This window comes from Paenibacillus sp. OSY-SE (assembly GCF_000283315.1).
GTDB classification, from domain to species: domain Bacteria; phylum Bacillota; class Bacilli; order Paenibacillales; family Paenibacillaceae; genus Paenibacillus_B; species Paenibacillus_B profundus.
Window position 1 is genome coordinate 1 of record NZ_ALKF01000165.1, and the last position, 16662, is coordinate 16662.

Genomic DNA, 16662 nt, shown 5'->3' on the forward strand with positions numbered 1-16662 from the left:
CTACTATGATGGGAGCATATCATAGGATGCCTGCGGCTCTTTTCTCCTCACAATGTTTAGTTGCGGAAGTGACTTCGCGCACTACACCATGTTCACAAGTAAAGATATATGATAAACCATTCTATTTCACTTTCTCAAAGCATGAGCCAATAATCGTTCGTTTATAAAAAAGAGATGACTCCTGATGAATACCAGAAGTCACCTTTTGCAGTCTAGGCCATCGTGTTTTTCAAACCGTCACAATAAGGGTTACAATACATTTTTTCCGCTTGTCGTACTTAACTTAAAAAGTAAGATATAAAAATCTGCTAGGATTTATTAGACCAATGCACAGGATCTTTAGAGATCGGCATGAGGTGATACACCCCGTACGTTGCACCCACTTTTACAAGATCATCGTAATTCGAAATACTAATAGATGTTCCATCCGCTTTTTTTATAGTAGTCTTCTTGGTAACCGGGGAGTTCATATCAATTGCGTTTCCGCGAATATGATCCGAATCAAGTGCAGGGGCGGCCACAATGCTGTATGCGGCAACCATTTCAGCAGCAGCGTTTTTGGATTTAGTATATTTGCTATCATCATTTGGATGTACCCATTGAATATTGACGCCGCTCATTGAAGGAACATCTTTAGGACTGATTTGCCCTTTGCTAATTTTGTATGAATAATGCATAAGATATGCTCGTTCTTTTGGTCTTAACGTAGAAGTCACTGTAACCGTAATATTGGCATCCTTCATCGCTTTAATGAACTTCTCAACTTTAGGTTTGAATTCACTGCTCAAATCACTGACGCTTGCAGAATTAGGAAATTCTTGAACCCATCTCTTCCCGCTTACACCACTGTAAGTAGATGACGCTCCAAATGCTGTTGCAGGCACAACAAGTGATAAAGTAAGAATCAGCATAACAGCAATTTTAAATAGCTTCATAATTAATACCTCCTAAAATATTGTTATTTTTTACCTGATCCAAATATACCAAATAATCTCTATTTTTTATATAGTTTTCAAAAAATTAATATATTTGAAAATGAAATAGAGCCGTGACTCCCTACGGCTCTTCTCTTCTAGCAATTATTATTTGCGTGTATGGCTTCGTACACTATACATTTTCACAACCTGAAATCTATACGATAAGCTAAGCTCCTAGTTTATTCTAACTGCCCTGTAATCACCTCAAGCACTGTTTTCAATCTTTTCAGAAAACAGGAATCTATTTGCGCGATTTTCAATACACTTTATATTATAATTACCTTATTCAAGGAGGTTTTTTATGAAAATAAGAAAACTATTGCTTGTCTCTTTACTTGCTTTCAGCATGTTCCCACTCGCGGCTGGTGCAAATCCGGTACAAGATTCCGACACCAAATTAACGCATTGCCCCTCCTCCCTGGTCACTGTTTAGAGCTCGGAGGAGATTTCCATGCGTTTATCTCATTGTTATCATCCTTTCTAGCAAAACAAAAAAAGCACCCGCAGGTGCCTATAAAACCATCGCTAATTATTATAAACTCATTTTTCTAACGAAGGATCTACAAGATAAATACTATATACATCAGATGGATCAGAGAAAACTTTCGCTTCGATTACAAAAAAGAGTGTAGCACCCGCAGGGATATATAAATTTGGAATATAACGGACTTTGCCGTCTTCAGCTGCATATAGTTTGGTGGTTTCTTTCCCGTCTTGGTAACGAATCATAATACCCAAATCGTAATTTCCTTCTCCGGTTTTATAAAGTAATAGATTAATCAACTTACTTTGTCCTGCAGTGTTTGTCCACTTATACCAATCGACATCCGTACTGTTAGTTAATGACATAGCAAATGCTACAACCCCAGCAGGTGTTGGAGTTAGCAGATGGGCTTGGTCTTTAGTATCTGCAAAACCAATAGCAGTTGGGGTAAATTCACTAGCAAATGCAGATGTGGACAATGCAAACAAGCAGACGGCAACAAAAAGTAAAGAGAAAACCTTTCTTATTTTCATCAGACTTCTACCTTTCTGATTTTTCCAAGTGTCATATTCTTATTTTTACCACTAAAAAGAATTACCCACATGGTACAAAATAGTCGCTGAATAATTAGCGACTCCATCAAAAATTCAAGGACTAATTACAAATGCGTCGAAATTAATCGGAAAATCCGATTTATTAATATAGTACATGCTATATGTCCCAGGAGATAATGTAGCAGGGGCATTGTAAAACTCACCATTTACAATTACGGGCACGAATGTGCCGGTGTTATCATTTTGTAAAATGTAGTGTGCGGAAATAGGTTTTCCTTTATCTGAATCATTAGTGGGATGTTGGAAAACTCGAAATGTCACGGTGTGTTGAAAGTTGAGCGTGAATGTCCCGCCTACTTTTGTCATATTACTCTCTTTGTAAAGATTTCGATGCCAAAAAGTATAAATCACACTCTCTGCAGTAGTTTCTTTTTGGGAAACAGTTGAGTTCTGATTGTGAGTCTCAGCAGGGTTAGTCTGTGCAAAAGCTGTCTGAGAAATTGCAGCAACACTTGAAGCTACCAGCAGCAAAGCTAGAATCTTTTTCAACTCCACTCACTCCTCCGAAATTATTTCCTTTATCTGTATCAGGATATTGAGTTTATTTGAATATTATTCCTTCTATATACTTATTCACAAAATCATACTTGTCCTTATATATAACCCTGCTTATCTTATCCAATGATGAGAAATGCCCCCTGTAATTGGACGGCTGAGTTTGTCGAGCCTAGCACCCTTTCGCGCCATAATAAATTTAATTGATAGTTTACATTCATCTTGATCGCTATAGTCTGCTGGAGAGTGACCAAAATCTTTTAAGTACAATGTTCCTCCAGGAGCAACGATGCCCCCATACATTAGTGACAAATGAAAAACATCGGTTAGGGTGCCTCAATCCCCGAAGGAGCGCCTATGGAGCTCCCCGTTATGATAAAGTGGTCAGCAAACAGTTTTAGCATATTATTCAAATTAGAACATATGGATGATATTGTGTTAATAAATCTGAATATGGAAGGTGATACTCATGCGTTTCAAAATCTTGTCAGTTGGATTGTCAGGCATGTTGTTAGCAAGTGCGTTTGCACCTGCTGCCGGTGCAACCTCGGTCCCTGCTAAGGGCCAAAACTCATCAGTATCAGAAGACAATGCAATCAACCGTACCGAACGAGAAGTAAGGGCATACAATAAAAAGCTCTACTCGACAAGATCATCCATCCCACAAGTTTATCAGTACAACGACGGAAAATACGCTGGACAACTTAAGATTACAACTGTCATTTCGTACAGAGATAGAGCAGGAGAGTGGTGGGGCGTTACTTATGAAGGCCCTGTTTATCCTGTCTATTCTATTTATCCTGTTTAATTTTGAATATATGCCGCCCTTTTACAGGGCGGCTATGGTTAAAGTTAACATAGTCAGAGGAGGTCACATGGTTTACACCGGAGAAATGGAGCCCCTCGGCGGACCATGCCCGGGTTTGTTGGAATGAGCGACTTCGGATTATGTATTAAGTTTATTCGAGCAACGAGTCTTGTTCGAGCAGGTGCGTCCGCAAAATTGCTTCGTTCTACCGAGCCGCGAAAATCGGAGTCGAAACACAGTTCCCCGAATAATCGCCGTCACACCGATTGGCCGCGCGATCTTCTCTTCTTTGCTCTCTATTTCAACAGAAACGGCGAAAAGAGGTGCGCCCCGGTGATTCGCCGTTCAATTCGGCCATGTTTTGAATAGATATCAAAAAAAGGACAATGCCTAAGCACCATCCTCTTAACCTAAAATTACGATACTACAAGTAACCTCGTAATTGTAGCAATTGAAGATCACATAATAGTTGTTATCTAGCGAACATTTTTCTTGGGAAATACCCAGCATAACAGTGAGATCATTGGCTAAAGCCGTACAAATTCCTTGCACTGTGTAATTACTCATTGTTTCGCCATCATCACTTATCAGAATTACACGGAGTAATTCTCCGGCTTTTATTTTACTCCAATCGGTCTCAAGTGAGTTTGGTGATCGTCCATTCTTGTATTCTTCATGAAACATTTTATCCGTCTCACTAAATACTCGTTTCAAAATCTTTTTCTCATCAATTTCGAAACACTTGAATCAATTTCATAATGCATCATTTTACAAAACGATAGACTAACCCAATCTCAAGCATCATTATTTTTAAAATTAGGCTGCGGCCAATTGGGCTTGTTTGTTTAAGCGATCACAAGCTAATTTTGTACAATTATAAACTAAAGTTACCAAGTTAAAGTGAAACTTGGCTTTCTGTCCTGTACGGTATCTTACATTATTGAGTTGAAAATATCCCTTCAGATAAGCATTTACACGTTCTACGGCAGATCTTTGTCTTGCGATCTGCTTCCATGACTTTGTTCCACGAGCTGGAGCCGTGTATTTTCTGAGGTCTTTCGTAATCTTCATCTTGTATACCTTCTGGCAAAGCGAGTCTCGAGCTAGCGGACAACTTTCACATTCCTTCGGTCGAATATATTTGAGTGTCTCGTACTTTAAATCATAACTGTCATATCGATAAGAGTGCTCTCGTACACAAGTTGGAGCAAAGTGTTCATTGAATCCAACTAACTCCGACTCACGCCGTCGATTGTAAGCAATAATCGCTTGGGCCTTAGTCTGACGTATTTCTTTGTATATTGGTTCGTAGTCATAATCAGCATCCATGGTTACATACTTCAATTTGTAGCTTGGATATTGAAAGGCAAGCCCTTTTAATAATGGAATTGCAGCTTTTCCGTCATTTAGATTTCCAGAAGAGGTTTTTTCCTTCACTATTCTTCTTAACCCCCCACTGGGGAGCTAGTGGAATTTGGTCTCTTAAGGTCACATAAGTTTCAGTTAATTGAGCAGCAATCTCTTTTTCGAAGATTGGTTTTTGTTCTTCTACGGCTTGCTTTTGTTTTAACCAGGCTTCACGTTCTTGTTTCGACTTGCGACCTCGTTTCTTTGGTTCAGGTTTTTCCTTTTCCTCCTTGGCGGGGCCTTGATCCCGGGACTCGATGTGCGTGGCATCGATCGCCACCGTTTCATCCAAAATGAAACCTTCGTCTATAGCTTGTTTTAGGGTTTGCTCTTGAATCTCCTCCAACGCATAACTTTGACTCATCTTCTTCACAAGTCGTGAATAGGAAGCTGCCGATGGAATTTCTTCCGCAAGAGAGAAGCCACAATCCAAGCGAAATAAGATGTCTTCCCGAAGTCGTTTCAATAGATCTTTAATGGTTGGAATCCGTTCAACAATTCGTGCAATGAGGGAGTAAATCATCGCGGAATAATTGACTTCAACAGGTGCACCATGACGGGATTTTTTTCGGACCAAACAAAGAATGGGCGTAATATCTAGGGTTGCAAAAATGGCTTCAAAGCGATACCTTTGTTGCATTTTATATAAATCTTGCAGGGTAAATAGGCTCTCGTGTCGAATATATGTCACAGGGAGTCCACCTCGTCTCTTTTGGTTGGTTTTGTCGCTTAACCTATTCGAGATTTGGGGAGGTACTCCTTTTTCTGTGTCTAAAAAACCTTGTTAGATTAAGGCTTATGATTTATGAAATTGATTCACTTAAATATCTTTTCATAATTCCCTTGCCGATCATATTGCAAGTCACTTAATGATGATTAAGGATCTCTTTGGCAGAGTATCTTTCTTTTAACATTCTTTCAACTGCAAGATTAGTATATTTAAGCGGAAATTGTTGTTCAATGAATTTTTTGTGAAGTTCCTCCACGTAACTACACCTCCGCTTGTTTAAAAGAACGAATGTCCACCTACACGATTCCAAGTGTGAAAATGATAATAGTACCCAAACCCTAAGCCAGAGCCTTCAATCTCTGGTTCTACAAGCATAATAGTGATCGTATTTATTATTGTTTCTAAGGTTTCCCGCGATAGAATCTGTTTTGGCGAATTCGATTTCATTTATTGCTACAACAGCCGCAGTCAAAAGTAAAGCTTCGATCAATTTTGCCCCTACTACTTGTGCAAGAGGAACAAACCAAACAAATGAAGGTCTTATATTAGCTCCTGAATCGGTAAATTCATTTAAACAAAGTGAATATTGATTTACTTCCTCGTTATTTAAAGAATTTATAGAAAAAAGATTAGGATTGACTTCAGTCGCTTTATATGTAGTCATTGTATCTCTTTTATTGCTTGGTCTTGTTCCAAAATTCCAACGAAACCATCAACTTCTGTCTTTAATCTAATCTCTTTCTCATTGTTTACGAGAACTTCCACTCCATCAAGTTTTTTAAGTCCTTCTGCTTTAATAGATGAAGGATTCACAAGGCCTACTACAAAGGTTAATATAAACGCCAGAGATACAGCGAAGGAGATCTTCTAAACATTTCACAGAATCAATGTTTCATCAAAATACCCCAACAATTTCAATATATTTGCTATCGTTTTAACTCTGAATTGGTTATTTCCACTTTATAGCATAAAGACAACATTGCATAGGGCTTGTGCCTGAACCTTCTTGAAATGTCTTTATATTTAACTCCAGGTAATCTCATTCGGCCTCCTTATGCATTACTGCCACTGAATCATCACCACCCCCGGCGTTGAGTTTGTATTGCAAAAGAAAAAGCACTGGTTAGGGTGCCTTATCATTACGTTAAAAATAGCTTGTAGTATTCAGTATCGCTCCAGTCACCTTGTGAATAAACAACAAGTTTGTACACTTTCCCTAATGAACTATCGGTATAGAAAATAATTGAAGGAGATCCATTGCTACTAGTAAAACCCACATAAGACCAAGTAGAACTCCAATAATGTTGGAATACAACTCCGCATAATAGGTGTATCCGCTTGGAGCTGTAAGGGTTACACTGTGAGTCCCGTAGCGGTTAGCCCAACTAAACCAATCTACATCTGTAGGACTTGATATTTTTGCGTATACAGTCCCATAACTGACTATGTAAGTGGCTCTGTCGATGGTGTCATTGGGCTCGTATGAATCTGCAAACGCCGATGATGCAAATGAAAAGACTAACATTACGGAAAAAAATAGACATTAACTTTTCATTCACCTTCATCCCTTCACAATTCGTAATTTAACCATATATACATATCTCAACATTTTTTATAACTGAACACCAATAGGCGTTATAAAAGCTCGACCTTTCCTGACAAAAAAGCCGCTGATTACTCAGCGACTCAATTTGTAAAGCACATATCGGTTTAAAGATACTCCTTCACGCTCTGCCTTTTCTGCCAGTTGCCGGTGAGGGATCTTCGGAATCCGGACGTTAAATTTCCCGCTGAATGCGTCGGTTTCAGCCGGTTCCGGAATGTCATCCCCATGCTCAAGCTTTACTTCAAAATAACCCTCCATAGCGTCACGGATCATAGCAAACGCTTCTTCTGGGGTTTCTCCGTGGCTTTGACATCCATATATTGGTATCACCACCAGCGCCGTGAATTATCTCATCCATGCCCCCAAATAAAAAACTCTCGACGCTTAGAGCGCCAAGGGTTTGGAAAATTAATATAAGGTCATATACTGATCGCGTTCCCATTGATGGACTTGTGTGCGGTTTAAGTTCACAGCTGTCATACCGTTTCATTTCTTCATTGTATATGCGCTGTATCAACCTTTTTCATATTTCGTCTGTCATACGATTTCATAGCATTTCATCATTTTGTGGGTGACATTGTGGGTGGTTAGCACCCGTGTGGGTGCTCGATTCATTGGCCTATATTATTAATAATGTAACTTTCTATCTCATCAATACCATGAATACTAATTCGTGCCTCATACCAATCATCGCCGAATTTTCTAAGTGAAATTCGTACAGATTCCACAGTATTTGTAGGCGCAGACCTTTCCGGTATTTAATTAGTTAAAGGAATTTTCCATTCTCTCTCTCCCCCCAAAAGAAAAGCACCGCAATGGATGCTTTGATTTGCCTGGTAATTACACATCAGAGATTCTATGAGATATTTTGTACTCTTCCATTACTCCATTTTTCGATTCCACAACATAATAAACTGTTGCGCCAGGAGGAATAAGTATACCATTTATGGTATGTATACTCCACTCGGACTGTCCAATATCCACTGGATCTTGCGCAAAAAGTATGTCGGAAACACGACCATTATTATAATCAATAATTACTCCAAATTTATATCTGCATTTACCCACACCTGGCTCTAAAGCACCCGATAAATACTTTGTTGCGCCTGTATTGTTGGTCCAGATAAACCAATCTTTATCCCCATCACCTTCTATAAATAACCTAATCTCTTGTTTAGGGAAGATATTAATAGCAGTCTCTTTTGTGTCACCAATCCCTTTAGCAGCAAATGCACTCTGTGAAAATATAAAAGCCATTGCGAATACAAGAAACATAGAGATAAACTTTTTGTGTTTCATTCTATTGTATTCCACCTTTCGTCTTCATCTTTTCCTTATTAGTGTTAGTTGAGGCTACCTAGCTTGTTGAGCTTCATAGTAATCTATTGCATTGGACACTGAAAAAAGGAAATTGTATTGTTCCATGGAATACTCTTTTGCTCTAACAACAAAATAAATTGTTGCACCTTTTGGAATTAAGAAGTCTGAAAATAAACCAGAATTAATCCCTCCCAATTTCTCTGCATAGACTAAGCTCGTTTTTTTCCCGTTTTTATATTGTATTCTCATGCCGAGCATTAAGTCTGCTTTACCTGTAGTTCCATTTGCTACTGCAACAAATAATTTTTTCATTTCTCCCGTATTATTTGTCCAAGCAAACCAATCATCATCCCCCTTGCCATTCGTGTAAAGACTAAAAGTATTAGATTCCGTTGTTAATGTGATTGCGGTTTCTGGTGTGTCAGCTACCCCTGTAGCTGCCATAGCTGGTTGTGTGAATGTCAGTAGCATCATGGATGCAAAAAGAACAGTAATCATCTTCTTGATTCTCATAGTTCTTTTCCACCTTTACTATGTAGTAGAGTTTAAGACTTCCAACTCCCACCTAGATGATACCAATATATTACTGAAGGAGTATATAGTACTTTAGTTATATTATTCCACTTTATTGCTATTTTTAGGAGGCTTCATTCAAATAAAAAAGCATCGGTTAAGGTACTTTGATAGAAAAATAAAGAGAGCAGAAAGAAATCTGCTCTCTATCAACCTATTAATATACAGTAACACACCTGTTGATTAACCAAATTATGTAACACAATTATACCCGTTCTGCTCGTCCGTTTGAAGAATGTGAAAAAGCCTTAACCGCCATTCGGCTGGGAGTTGCCCAAGATCAAGCAAACGTGTAAAACGTGCGAATGACAGTGCCACATGTTGTGATAGGATTGAACTTGTTGCATCATACAGCGACTTTAACAATACATACACCATGAGGGCCGTGTACAATTGACCATAGACGGCATTTTCTGTCGTACCACATAGAGTCGGCACGTTCAAGTGTTGCTTGATCCATCGAAAAAAGACCTCCACCTGCCAACGAGCTTTATACATCTGCGCAATTTGTTCGGCTGTAACCTACATCAAATCGGTTGCCACACGTCATGTGGTTCAGCATATTCTTAGAAATAAAAGTACCGCCCCCGAAGGAGCGGCTATATAGAGGAAAAAAGGTGTGAATAACATAGTAAGTAGACGCAGCACGGTTTCCACCGGAGAAATGGAGCCCAGCTGGCGTACCATGCCCGGGTTTGTTCTCCCTTCTGTAATATATGCGTCTATATATAGGTGGCATTTGTAAGGGAAAAAAATGCCACTGACAAAGCAGCGGCCTGTACTTTATTTAGTTTGATATTCATTTACTTCAAATGTCAGAATCTTATCAAAAATCACGTAGTCCTTACGACTTGTGAATGGCCCCTTATTGTTTGCCCCTTTATCGATCATGAACTTCAAAGAACCGGCTCCATTTGATTTAGCTTCGTACCTATCGATGAAAGCATTTACTTCAGACATGGAGAGATCGTATTCCTTTTCGAGTCCAGTGATCAATGTTACAACAAGAATCGCTCGTTCTCTGTTTGGGGTTGGCTCATCTCGATGCGGCGTTGCTGATGCTTCGTTTGAATTGGGACTTTCTTCGCCTAGATTAACCGCAGTAACAACATAGTAGTATGTAAACCCATTTATTACAGATGTATCTTTGTACCACCCCCCACAATAGCAACTCCAGTCACATCATACAATTCATTAAGCAGTAATTTTTCTTGTCCGTCTCCCAGAATTTTTTCGCTATATATTAATGTAGAATTCTTATAAAAACGAATATCAACTACTTTAGAAGATTTTAATTTGTAACTTTTAAGAGGATACTTTATACCACTTGTGTGTATATGATACTTAGAAGGCACCTCAATAAAGGTGGATTCATCGTTGTCGGTAACTAAATTTGTTTCACTTACAACAACATTTTTCTCATTTAATATTTATACTGGCATATTTTCTAAAGCCCCACCGGTATAAGCAAATGCTGATGGACTGATACCGATAGATGTAATGCTTCCCATTGTCAAGACACAGATCAAAAAAAATAAGTTAGCTCCTCCTCTGCTTGAAATGGTAGGTTTTAAGAAGCTTTCGTATTCAAAAGCTGAGTATAAATACTGTCTGGTGAAACTTCATTTAGCGCTTGGCGCGGACGTTTTTGAGTTGTAGAATTTCACATAATCCGTAATGCCCCTACGCAAATCACGGGGCGTTTCAAACTCGTTCAAAAAGATGCACTCGTACTTTAAAGACCTGAAATAACGCTCGGTACGGCTGTTGTCTGTAGCCCGTCCCTTGCCGCCCATGAAGATCTTAACATTCTCCTTTTCCAACAGTTCCAGGTAAGACGCATTGGTAAAATGAGAGCCTTGGTCGCTGTTCGTAATCTCCGGTTTACAGCGACGAAAAGCCCGTTTCAGGCAGGTCAAAATAAAGCCTTTCTCCCAGCGTACTGGATAGCTCGTAATCCATCACCTTACGGCTGTACCAGCCAATAATATTGAACAGGTACATGAATCCTTTGCCATGCGGAGTGAAGTAAGAGCCAGGGCGTAGTCGAGCTATTTCCCTACCTCTCCTTCCCGAACCGGACTTGCACCTCTCAGCGCATCCGGCTCTCCATTTAAGTGTTGCTCAAAGCAAAGGCGACTTCGTTATAATAGGATTCAATGGTACGTTGTTTCTCTGGACGCAGAATATATGGATTTTCATCTGGACTCCGCCATTTAAACCAACCTTTGCGACTAGTTATCAATCTTCTCAGTGCCAACTCTTGATAAAATCCCCGGCTGTTTTGACCTTGTAACACCCAGATTTTAGCCTTTCCTTTCTCTGGTGATCAGACGTACTCTCGCATCAACGCTCGGAAGCCACACCTATACTTTCGTGCTAGCCAGTATCCGAGTTTCCAGAATACCGTGCGATCCACTTTGTTATATTTAGTTGCTGTGTGGTCGGTATATTGGTAGAAGTTTGCCCATCCTGCAAGTTGTCGGTTTAGGCTTTCAACCAAGTCCATGGCGTTCATGCTGTAGTTCCCTGATAGTTACTTGACAAGTTTCTCGACAAATCGACGGTGTTTCTCCCATGGAATGGACGAGATAGGACACAGGCGTCCCTTAGCTCCCCGTTTACGAATGATGCGATGTCCGAGGAAAACAAAACCGTTGTTCACGTGCGTAATATCTGTCTTCTCCATATTTAGCGTTAGCTTCAGGGTATCTTTGAGAAATTCCCGACAAACTTCACGTGTTTCTTCCGCGTGTGCCTTTGTTCCTTTAACAACCACAACAAAATCATCCGCATAGCGGTAATAAGAAATCGCTGGTTTCCATTGCCGATTTTCACGTATTGCGATGGGGCGCTGGTTCAGAATACCAAAGTTCCATGCCCAGCGATCTTTCCACACCTTTTTGTTAGGTGCTTTGCTTCCATCCACTGGTCAAATTCGTGTAACATGATATTAGATAACAGCGAAGAAATGACCCCGCCCTGCGGAACGCCTTCGTGAGGCGCGGAATAATCCACGGTCTACGCACCCTGCCTTGATTATTTTCCAAAGCAAGGCAAGGAACCTATTGTCAGAGATACGTTTACGGACTGACTTCATTAGCAAACGGTGATGTCGGTGTCATAGGGTTCCATGGCCATCAGCATCGCTCGTTGCACGATGCGATCTCTGAGGCAAGGGGTACCTAATGGTCTGAGTTTGCTATTCTCTTTCGGGATGTACACACGGCGAGCAGGTCTTGGATTGTAGGTACCTGTCAGCAATTCGTGACGAATGTCTTCAATTCGTCTAGGAGATTCTCTTCCATTCTGCGTCTGTCAACGCCATCTACGCCCGGTGTTCGGGAACCGCTGGATGCCAGAGTATTATGAGCGGCTTCCCATAACCATGATCTGCTAGCAATAAGTCTCAGGAAACGATCGAACTTTCGTTCTTTGTTTTCTGTTGACCATGTCGCCAGTTTGCTTTGCATTTCACTGATTATCAAAGGTCTTCACCTCACTAAGGTCAGTTAATGAGCTAAACAAACCACTTAAACTGTCTCCCTTCGCCATGTAACCGGCTTTCCCGGTCTCGGACTACTACGAAGGCTCCGTCGGTCTGCACATAATCGGAGAATACACTCCCTTGGCATTTATGCAGACTTTCCCCAGTTCACATGTTGGACTCTAGACACAGGTTAGGTTGCCTGTCCCAGCCTTTGTCCTTGCTTTCTGCAAGTCTTCGCGGACTTCACACTCTAGCTGTGCGCTCCTCATGATTCCATGTCGATCAGCTTACATGTCTAGTCGACTTTCGTGAATTCCGTCAATACGGTTAACGGAAGTTCAGTCCGCGACCTGTCTGTTAAGCGCTGTAGGCAGGGGTGACATTTCAACCCTCAGATGCGGTTTAATAGGTTCGTGTCCCTCAACCTTCCCATGCTCAGCCTAGAGTCTCATCTGGGCGTAGCCGCTTCGCCGCAAGCCCCGTTTCCCACGGACTACGTCACCTTGCCAGTGTCGGCAAGTCACCGCCACTTCGGCTCACTTCTTCTCACAGCAGAAGAAGGGCATGCCTGTTTTTTATCTGTGCAGGGGAGAGTCTCCCCTGTTCACTGCATTATCTTTTTATCCCATGCCGATCCCCGTACGCCGGAGGATTCTTCACTGCTGTTCCAAGTTCTATACAGTTTCCTTGGCCTTCGCCCATATAAGGGGCTCGGCTTCCTCTCGTCCCTCTTGCGAGACATTTTTGACGACGCGGCAGGATTCACTTCATGTTACGGCCTGGCATATTGCTCGCCCTGTCTCTGACAAGTACTTTCGTCGATACGCTTCTACGCACGGATTTCGCCATACGTAGGTATCCTAGCTACAAAGGTGGCTTGGCCGCTCCTTCGGTTGGACTTGCACCAACAAGATAATGCGTGCCTCTGGGCACGCCACAAAATAAAAACCCTCACGCCTAGAGGCGCAAGGGTTTGGAAGATTAATATAAGGTCATATACTGATCGCGTTCCCATTGATGAACTTGTGTGCGGTACATATCCCACTCGATTTCTTTAAGTTCCAAGAAATGCTGCAGTGCATGTTCGCCTAGCGCATCGCAGATCGTCTCATCGCGCAGCAGCGCTTCCAACGCCTCTTTCAAGCTGGCCGGCAAGCTTGGAATGCCTTCCGCGATTCGCTCATCCTCAGTCATGACATAAATGTTGCGGTCCGTCGGAGCCGGCAGATCACTTTTCTTCTTAATGCCTTCGAGACCGGCTTTAAGAATTGCCGCTAACGCCAAATACGGGTTCGCTGACGGGTCAGGATTGCGGACTTCAACCCGCGTGCTCAACCCGCGGGAAGCCGGAATGCGCACCATCGGACTGCGGTTGCTGGCAGACCACGCAACATAGCATGGTGCTTCATAGCCAGGCACAAGACGCTTATAAGAGTTAACCGTTGGATTCGTAATCGCAGCAAAGCCGCGTGCATGCTTCAATACTCCAGCCATGAACTGGCGCGCTTCTTTACTTAGGCCGAGCTTATCAGACTCGTCGTAGAACGCATTCATTTTGCCTTGGAATAGAGAAATATTGCAGTGCATACCCGAACCGTTAACACCGAACAACGGCTTCGCCATAAATGTCGCATGCAAGCCATGCTGACGCGCTATGGTCTTAACGACTAGCTTAAACGTTTGGATTTGATCGGCTGCTCTAATCGCATCCGCATATTTAAAGTCAATTTCATGTTGTCCCGGCGCCACTTCGTGGTGGGACGCTTCAATTTCGAAGCCCATCTCTTCCAGCTTCAAGACGATCTCGCGGCGACAGTTCTCGCCCAGATCGGTTGGCGCCAAATCGAAATAACCGCCTTGGTCGTTTAACTCCATCGTCGGATTTCCTTTATCATCCGTTTTAAACAAGAAGAACTCTGGTTCTGGTCCGACGTTCATGGCAGTGAAGCCCATTTCCTCCGCTTCTTTCAACGCACGTTTCAAAATACCGCGCGGACAGCCAGCAAAAGGTGTTCCATCCGTAGTGTACACATCGCAGATGAGGCGTGCGACACGATCTTCCGTTACCCATGGGAATACGACCCAAGTGTCCAAATCCGGCACGAGATACATATCCGATTCTTCAATACGGACGTAGCCTTCAATGGAAGAGCCGTCGAACATCATTTTATTATCCAGCGCCTTAGGCAATTGGCTTACCGGAATTTCGACGTTCTTAATTGTTCCGAGCAAATCCGTAAATTGAAGACGGATAAATCGGACGTTCTGTTCTTTCGCAATTCGTGTAATATCATCTTTGGTGTAGCCCACAGGGTAACATCTCCTTCTTGTTAACCTAGTATAGATTGGATTATTTCGTAAAGAAACGAGACAGTTCACCTTGAATTAGCGATACTTGACCCGGTCTTTTCCCAGTCATTAATTGCTGCTTCAGCATGCGGTGCAGTTGGATATCCGACAGTTCTTTGCGCTTGCTTTCCGAATCGGCACTCAGCACTGTCGCCTCCTCCGATTCTTTGGAGACCGGATTCAACACTTGCTTGATTCCAGCAATGTTCACGCCCTTTTCAATGAGCGCTTTAATTTCAAGTAGACGTTCCACATCATTAAACGAGAAAAGACGCTGATTTCCAGATGTACGAGCAGGCATAATTAGTTCATGCTGTTCATAATAGCGAATTTGGCGTGCTGTCAAATCCGTTAACTTCATCACGATGCCGATTGGAAACAAAGCCATATTTCTGCGAATTTCATCTCCCACCGTTCATCAACCTTCCTCTTTTATGCCGTTCTTTTCTTCATTCTATCCTCCGCACATAAACATGTCAACAGATGTCAGGAAAACTCACAAAAATATTTTATAGCTGCAGCAGACCTCTATCTATCATCGTTTGTAACGCCGTTATCGCACCTAACTTCGCATGCGCATAGGTTAACCCACCCTGCATATATGCTGTGTAAGGTTTGCGTATAGGTGCGTCAGCAGACAACTCCAGACTGCCCCCTTGAATGAACGTGCCAGCCGCCATAATGACCGGATGCTCATATCCAGGCATATCCCATGGCTCAGGAACGACATGGGCATCTACTGCCGAAGCCTTCTGAACCCCTTGCACGAACGCGATTAAATGCTCGGCGGAGTGGAATCGAATCGCTTGAATCAGATCCGTTCGCGGGCTGCTCCAATGCGGAGACGTTTCGAAGCCAAGCTCTTCGAACAGGGCCGCGGCGAAGACACTGCCGCGCACGGCTTGTCCAACGATGCTCGGCGCCAGGAACAGTCCTTGATACATCGAACGCGTCATCCCCAACATCGCTCCGACTTCGCCCCCGATGCCAGGAGCAGTGAGGCGGGAGGCAGCGGCCTCTACATATTGGCGTTTGCCTGCAATATAGCCGCCTGTCTCCGCAATGCCGCCTCCCGGATTTTTAATTAAAGAGCCCGCCATAATATCCACACCGACTTCTGTCGGCTCGTGCAGCTCCGTAAATTCGCCATAGCAGTTATCGACAAAGACGATTACATCCGGCTTGATCTCCTTAACTTGACGCACCATTTCAGCAATTTGCTCCACAGCGAAGGAGGCCCGCCATCCGTAACCGCGCGAACGTTGAATGCCTACCACTTTCGTTTGCTCCGAAATGGAGGAGCGCACGGCATCCCAATCGATTTCATCCGCATCCGTCAGTTCAACTTCATTGTATAGAACGCCCCAATCACGGAGCGATCCTTTGCCATCGCCGGTCTGCCCGATTACTTTATGTAACGTGTCGTAGGGCGTACCTGTAATATAGAGCAATTCATCGCCTGGGCGCAGCACCGCGAACAGAGCAGTACCAATCGTATGTGTTCCGGATACGAAGTGCGGCCGCACGAGAGCCGCTTCCGCGCCAAACACCGCAGCGTATACTTCATCCAACACTTCACGACCGCGATCATTGTACCCGTAACCTGTAGATCCCGCAAAGTGATAATCGCTGACGCGATGTTCCTGAAACGCTTGAATCACTTTCCATTGATTGCGCTCCGCAATATGTTCAATGCTGCGTACTTGCGCCACGATTTTTTCTTCCACTTTCTCGTCAAGCTGCATTAACTCAGATGTAAATTGCATCATGTTCATTCCCCTTATATGTGTGAAAGCACTGATGTGCCAT

Annotated in this window: 16 protein-coding genes and 1 pseudogene; 1 reads left to right on the forward strand and 16 read right to left on the reverse strand. The window is 42.6% G+C overall.

Features of this window, described 5'->3' with window-relative positions; translation table 11 throughout:
• Positions 1-308: 308 nt before the first annotated feature.
• The 3 genes from A372_RS33590 to A372_RS0108550 all read right to left on the reverse strand — a co-directional run bounded on the left by A372_RS33590 (position 309) and on the right by A372_RS0108550 (position 2564).
• Positions 309-935, reverse strand: a complete 627-nt coding sequence (locus A372_RS33590) for a D-alanyl-D-alanine carboxypeptidase family protein (protein ID WP_019420419.1) — start codon at positions 933-935, stop codon at positions 309-311.
• 582 nt (positions 936-1517) lie between these two features.
• Complete coding sequence (locus A372_RS0108545) at positions 1518-1994, reverse strand: hypothetical protein (protein WP_019420421.1); 477 nt, start codon at positions 1992-1994, stop codon at positions 1518-1520.
• A 114-nt stretch (positions 1995-2108) separates the two neighbouring features.
• Complete coding sequence (locus tag A372_RS0108550) at positions 2109-2564, reverse strand: hypothetical protein (protein WP_019420422.1); 456 nt, start codon at positions 2562-2564, stop codon at positions 2109-2111.
• A 475-nt stretch (positions 2565-3039) separates the two neighbouring features.
• On the opposite strand from A372_RS0108550, the gene A372_RS36270 reads away from it, so the two are divergent.
• Positions 3040-3378: a PAS sensor protein gene (locus tag A372_RS36270; RefSeq protein ID WP_083858802.1), complete on the forward strand. Its 339-nt coding sequence runs from the start codon at positions 3040-3042 to the stop codon at positions 3376-3378.
• A gap of 816 nt (positions 3379-4194) precedes the next feature.
• Here A372_RS36270 and A372_RS33600 read toward each other — a convergent pair.
• The 13 genes and pseudogenes from A372_RS33600 to A372_RS0108625 all read right to left on the reverse strand — a co-directional run bounded on the left by A372_RS33600 (position 4195) and on the right by A372_RS0108625 (position 16622).
• Positions 4195-5476, reverse strand: a pseudogene (locus A372_RS33600) (transposase).
• Between the two features lie 391 nt (positions 5477-5867).
• Positions 5868-6179 carry a hypothetical protein gene (locus A372_RS0108575; protein ID WP_019420426.1) on the reverse strand — a complete coding sequence of 104 codons (312 nt, stop codon included), beginning with the start codon at positions 6177-6179 and terminating at the stop codon, positions 5868-5870.
• Positions 6176-6328, reverse strand: coding sequence for a hypothetical protein (locus A372_RS37280; RefSeq protein ID WP_019420427.1), 153 nt, complete (start codon positions 6326-6328; stop codon positions 6176-6178). The genes A372_RS0108575 and A372_RS37280 overlap by 4 nt, the downstream gene beginning before the upstream one ends.
• A gap of 865 nt (positions 6329-7193) precedes the next feature.
• Positions 7194-7454 (reverse strand): toxin-antitoxin system HicB family antitoxin, encoded by a 261-nt coding sequence (locus A372_RS33605; protein ID WP_337483670.1) that lies wholly within the window; start codon positions 7452-7454, stop codon positions 7194-7196.
• A gap of 507 nt (positions 7455-7961) precedes the next feature.
• Entirely contained in the window at positions 7962-8420 is a 459-nt protein-coding gene (locus A372_RS0108590) for a hypothetical protein (RefSeq protein WP_019420429.1), read from the reverse strand.
• Positions 8421-8474: 54 nt separating this feature from the next.
• Positions 8475-8954, reverse strand: coding sequence for a hypothetical protein (locus A372_RS0108595; protein WP_019420430.1), 480 nt, complete (start codon positions 8952-8954; stop codon positions 8475-8477).
• A gap of 252 nt (positions 8955-9206) precedes the next feature.
• Complete coding sequence (locus tag A372_RS39265; protein WP_443146832.1) at positions 9207-9512, reverse strand: transposase; 306 nt, start codon at positions 9510-9512, stop codon at positions 9207-9209.
• Positions 9513-10636: 1124 nt separating this feature from the next.
• Positions 10637-10933, reverse strand: a complete 297-nt coding sequence (locus tag A372_RS35390) for an integrase core domain-containing protein (RefSeq protein ID WP_026010962.1) — start codon at positions 10931-10933, stop codon at positions 10637-10639.
• 410 nt (positions 10934-11343) lie between these two features.
• Positions 11344-11532 (reverse strand): group II intron maturase-specific domain-containing protein, encoded by a 189-nt coding sequence (locus A372_RS39035; RefSeq protein ID WP_202803269.1) that lies wholly within the window; start codon positions 11530-11532, stop codon positions 11344-11346.
• A gap of 18 nt (positions 11533-11550) precedes the next feature.
• A complete protein-coding gene (locus A372_RS38115) occupies positions 11551-11943 on the reverse strand; it encodes a reverse transcriptase domain-containing protein (RefSeq protein WP_026010963.1) in 393 nt (130 codons plus the stop codon).
• 1542 nt (positions 11944-13485) lie between these two features.
• Positions 13486-14814 carry a type I glutamate--ammonia ligase gene (gene glnA / locus A372_RS0108615; protein WP_019420432.1) on the reverse strand — a complete coding sequence of 443 codons (1329 nt, stop codon included), beginning with the start codon at positions 14812-14814 and terminating at the stop codon, positions 13486-13488.
• A gap of 40 nt (positions 14815-14854) precedes the next feature.
• Positions 14855-15265 (reverse strand): MerR family transcriptional regulator, encoded by a 411-nt coding sequence (locus A372_RS0108620; RefSeq protein WP_019420433.1) that lies wholly within the window; start codon positions 15263-15265, stop codon positions 14855-14857.
• Positions 15266-15362: 97 nt separating this feature from the next.
• Positions 15363-16622 (reverse strand): methionine gamma-lyase family protein, encoded by a 1260-nt coding sequence (locus tag A372_RS0108625; RefSeq protein ID WP_019420434.1) that lies wholly within the window; start codon positions 16620-16622, stop codon positions 15363-15365.
• Positions 16623-16662: the final 40 nt, after the last annotated feature.

Bases quoted from the DNA above. Each gene is read 5' to 3' on its own strand.
- A372_RS33590 (WP_019420419.1), bottom strand. From the start codon at position 935: ATGAAGCTATTTAAAATTGCTGTTATGCTGATTCTTACTTTATCACTT.
- A372_RS0108595 (WP_019420430.1), bottom strand. From the start codon at position 8,954: ATGAGAATCAAGAAGATGATTACTGTTCTTTTTGCATCCATGATGCTA.
- A372_RS0108575 (WP_019420426.1), bottom strand. From the start codon at position 6,179: ATGACTACATATAAAGCGACTGAAGTCAATCCTAATCTTTTTTCTATA.
- A372_RS39265 (WP_443146832.1), bottom strand. From the start codon at position 9,512: ATGTATAAAGCTCGTTGGCAGGTGGAGGTCTTTTTTCGATGGATCAAG.
- A372_RS39035 (WP_202803269.1), bottom strand. From the start codon at position 11,532: ATGAACGCCATGGACTTGGTTGAAAGCCTAAACCGACAACTTGCAGGA.
- A372_RS0108545 (WP_019420421.1), bottom strand. From the start codon at position 1,994: ATGAAAATAAGAAAGGTTTTCTCTTTACTTTTTGTTGCCGTCTGCTTG.
- A372_RS36270 (WP_083858802.1), top strand. From the start codon at position 3,040: ATGCGTTTCAAAATCTTGTCAGTTGGATTGTCAGGCATGTTGTTAGCA.
- A372_RS0108590 (WP_019420429.1), bottom strand. From the start codon at position 8,420: ATGAAACACAAAAAGTTTATCTCTATGTTTCTTGTATTCGCAATGGCT.
- A372_RS0108625 (WP_019420434.1), bottom strand. From the start codon at position 16,622: ATGATGCAATTTACATCTGAGTTAATGCAGCTTGACGAGAAAGTGGAA.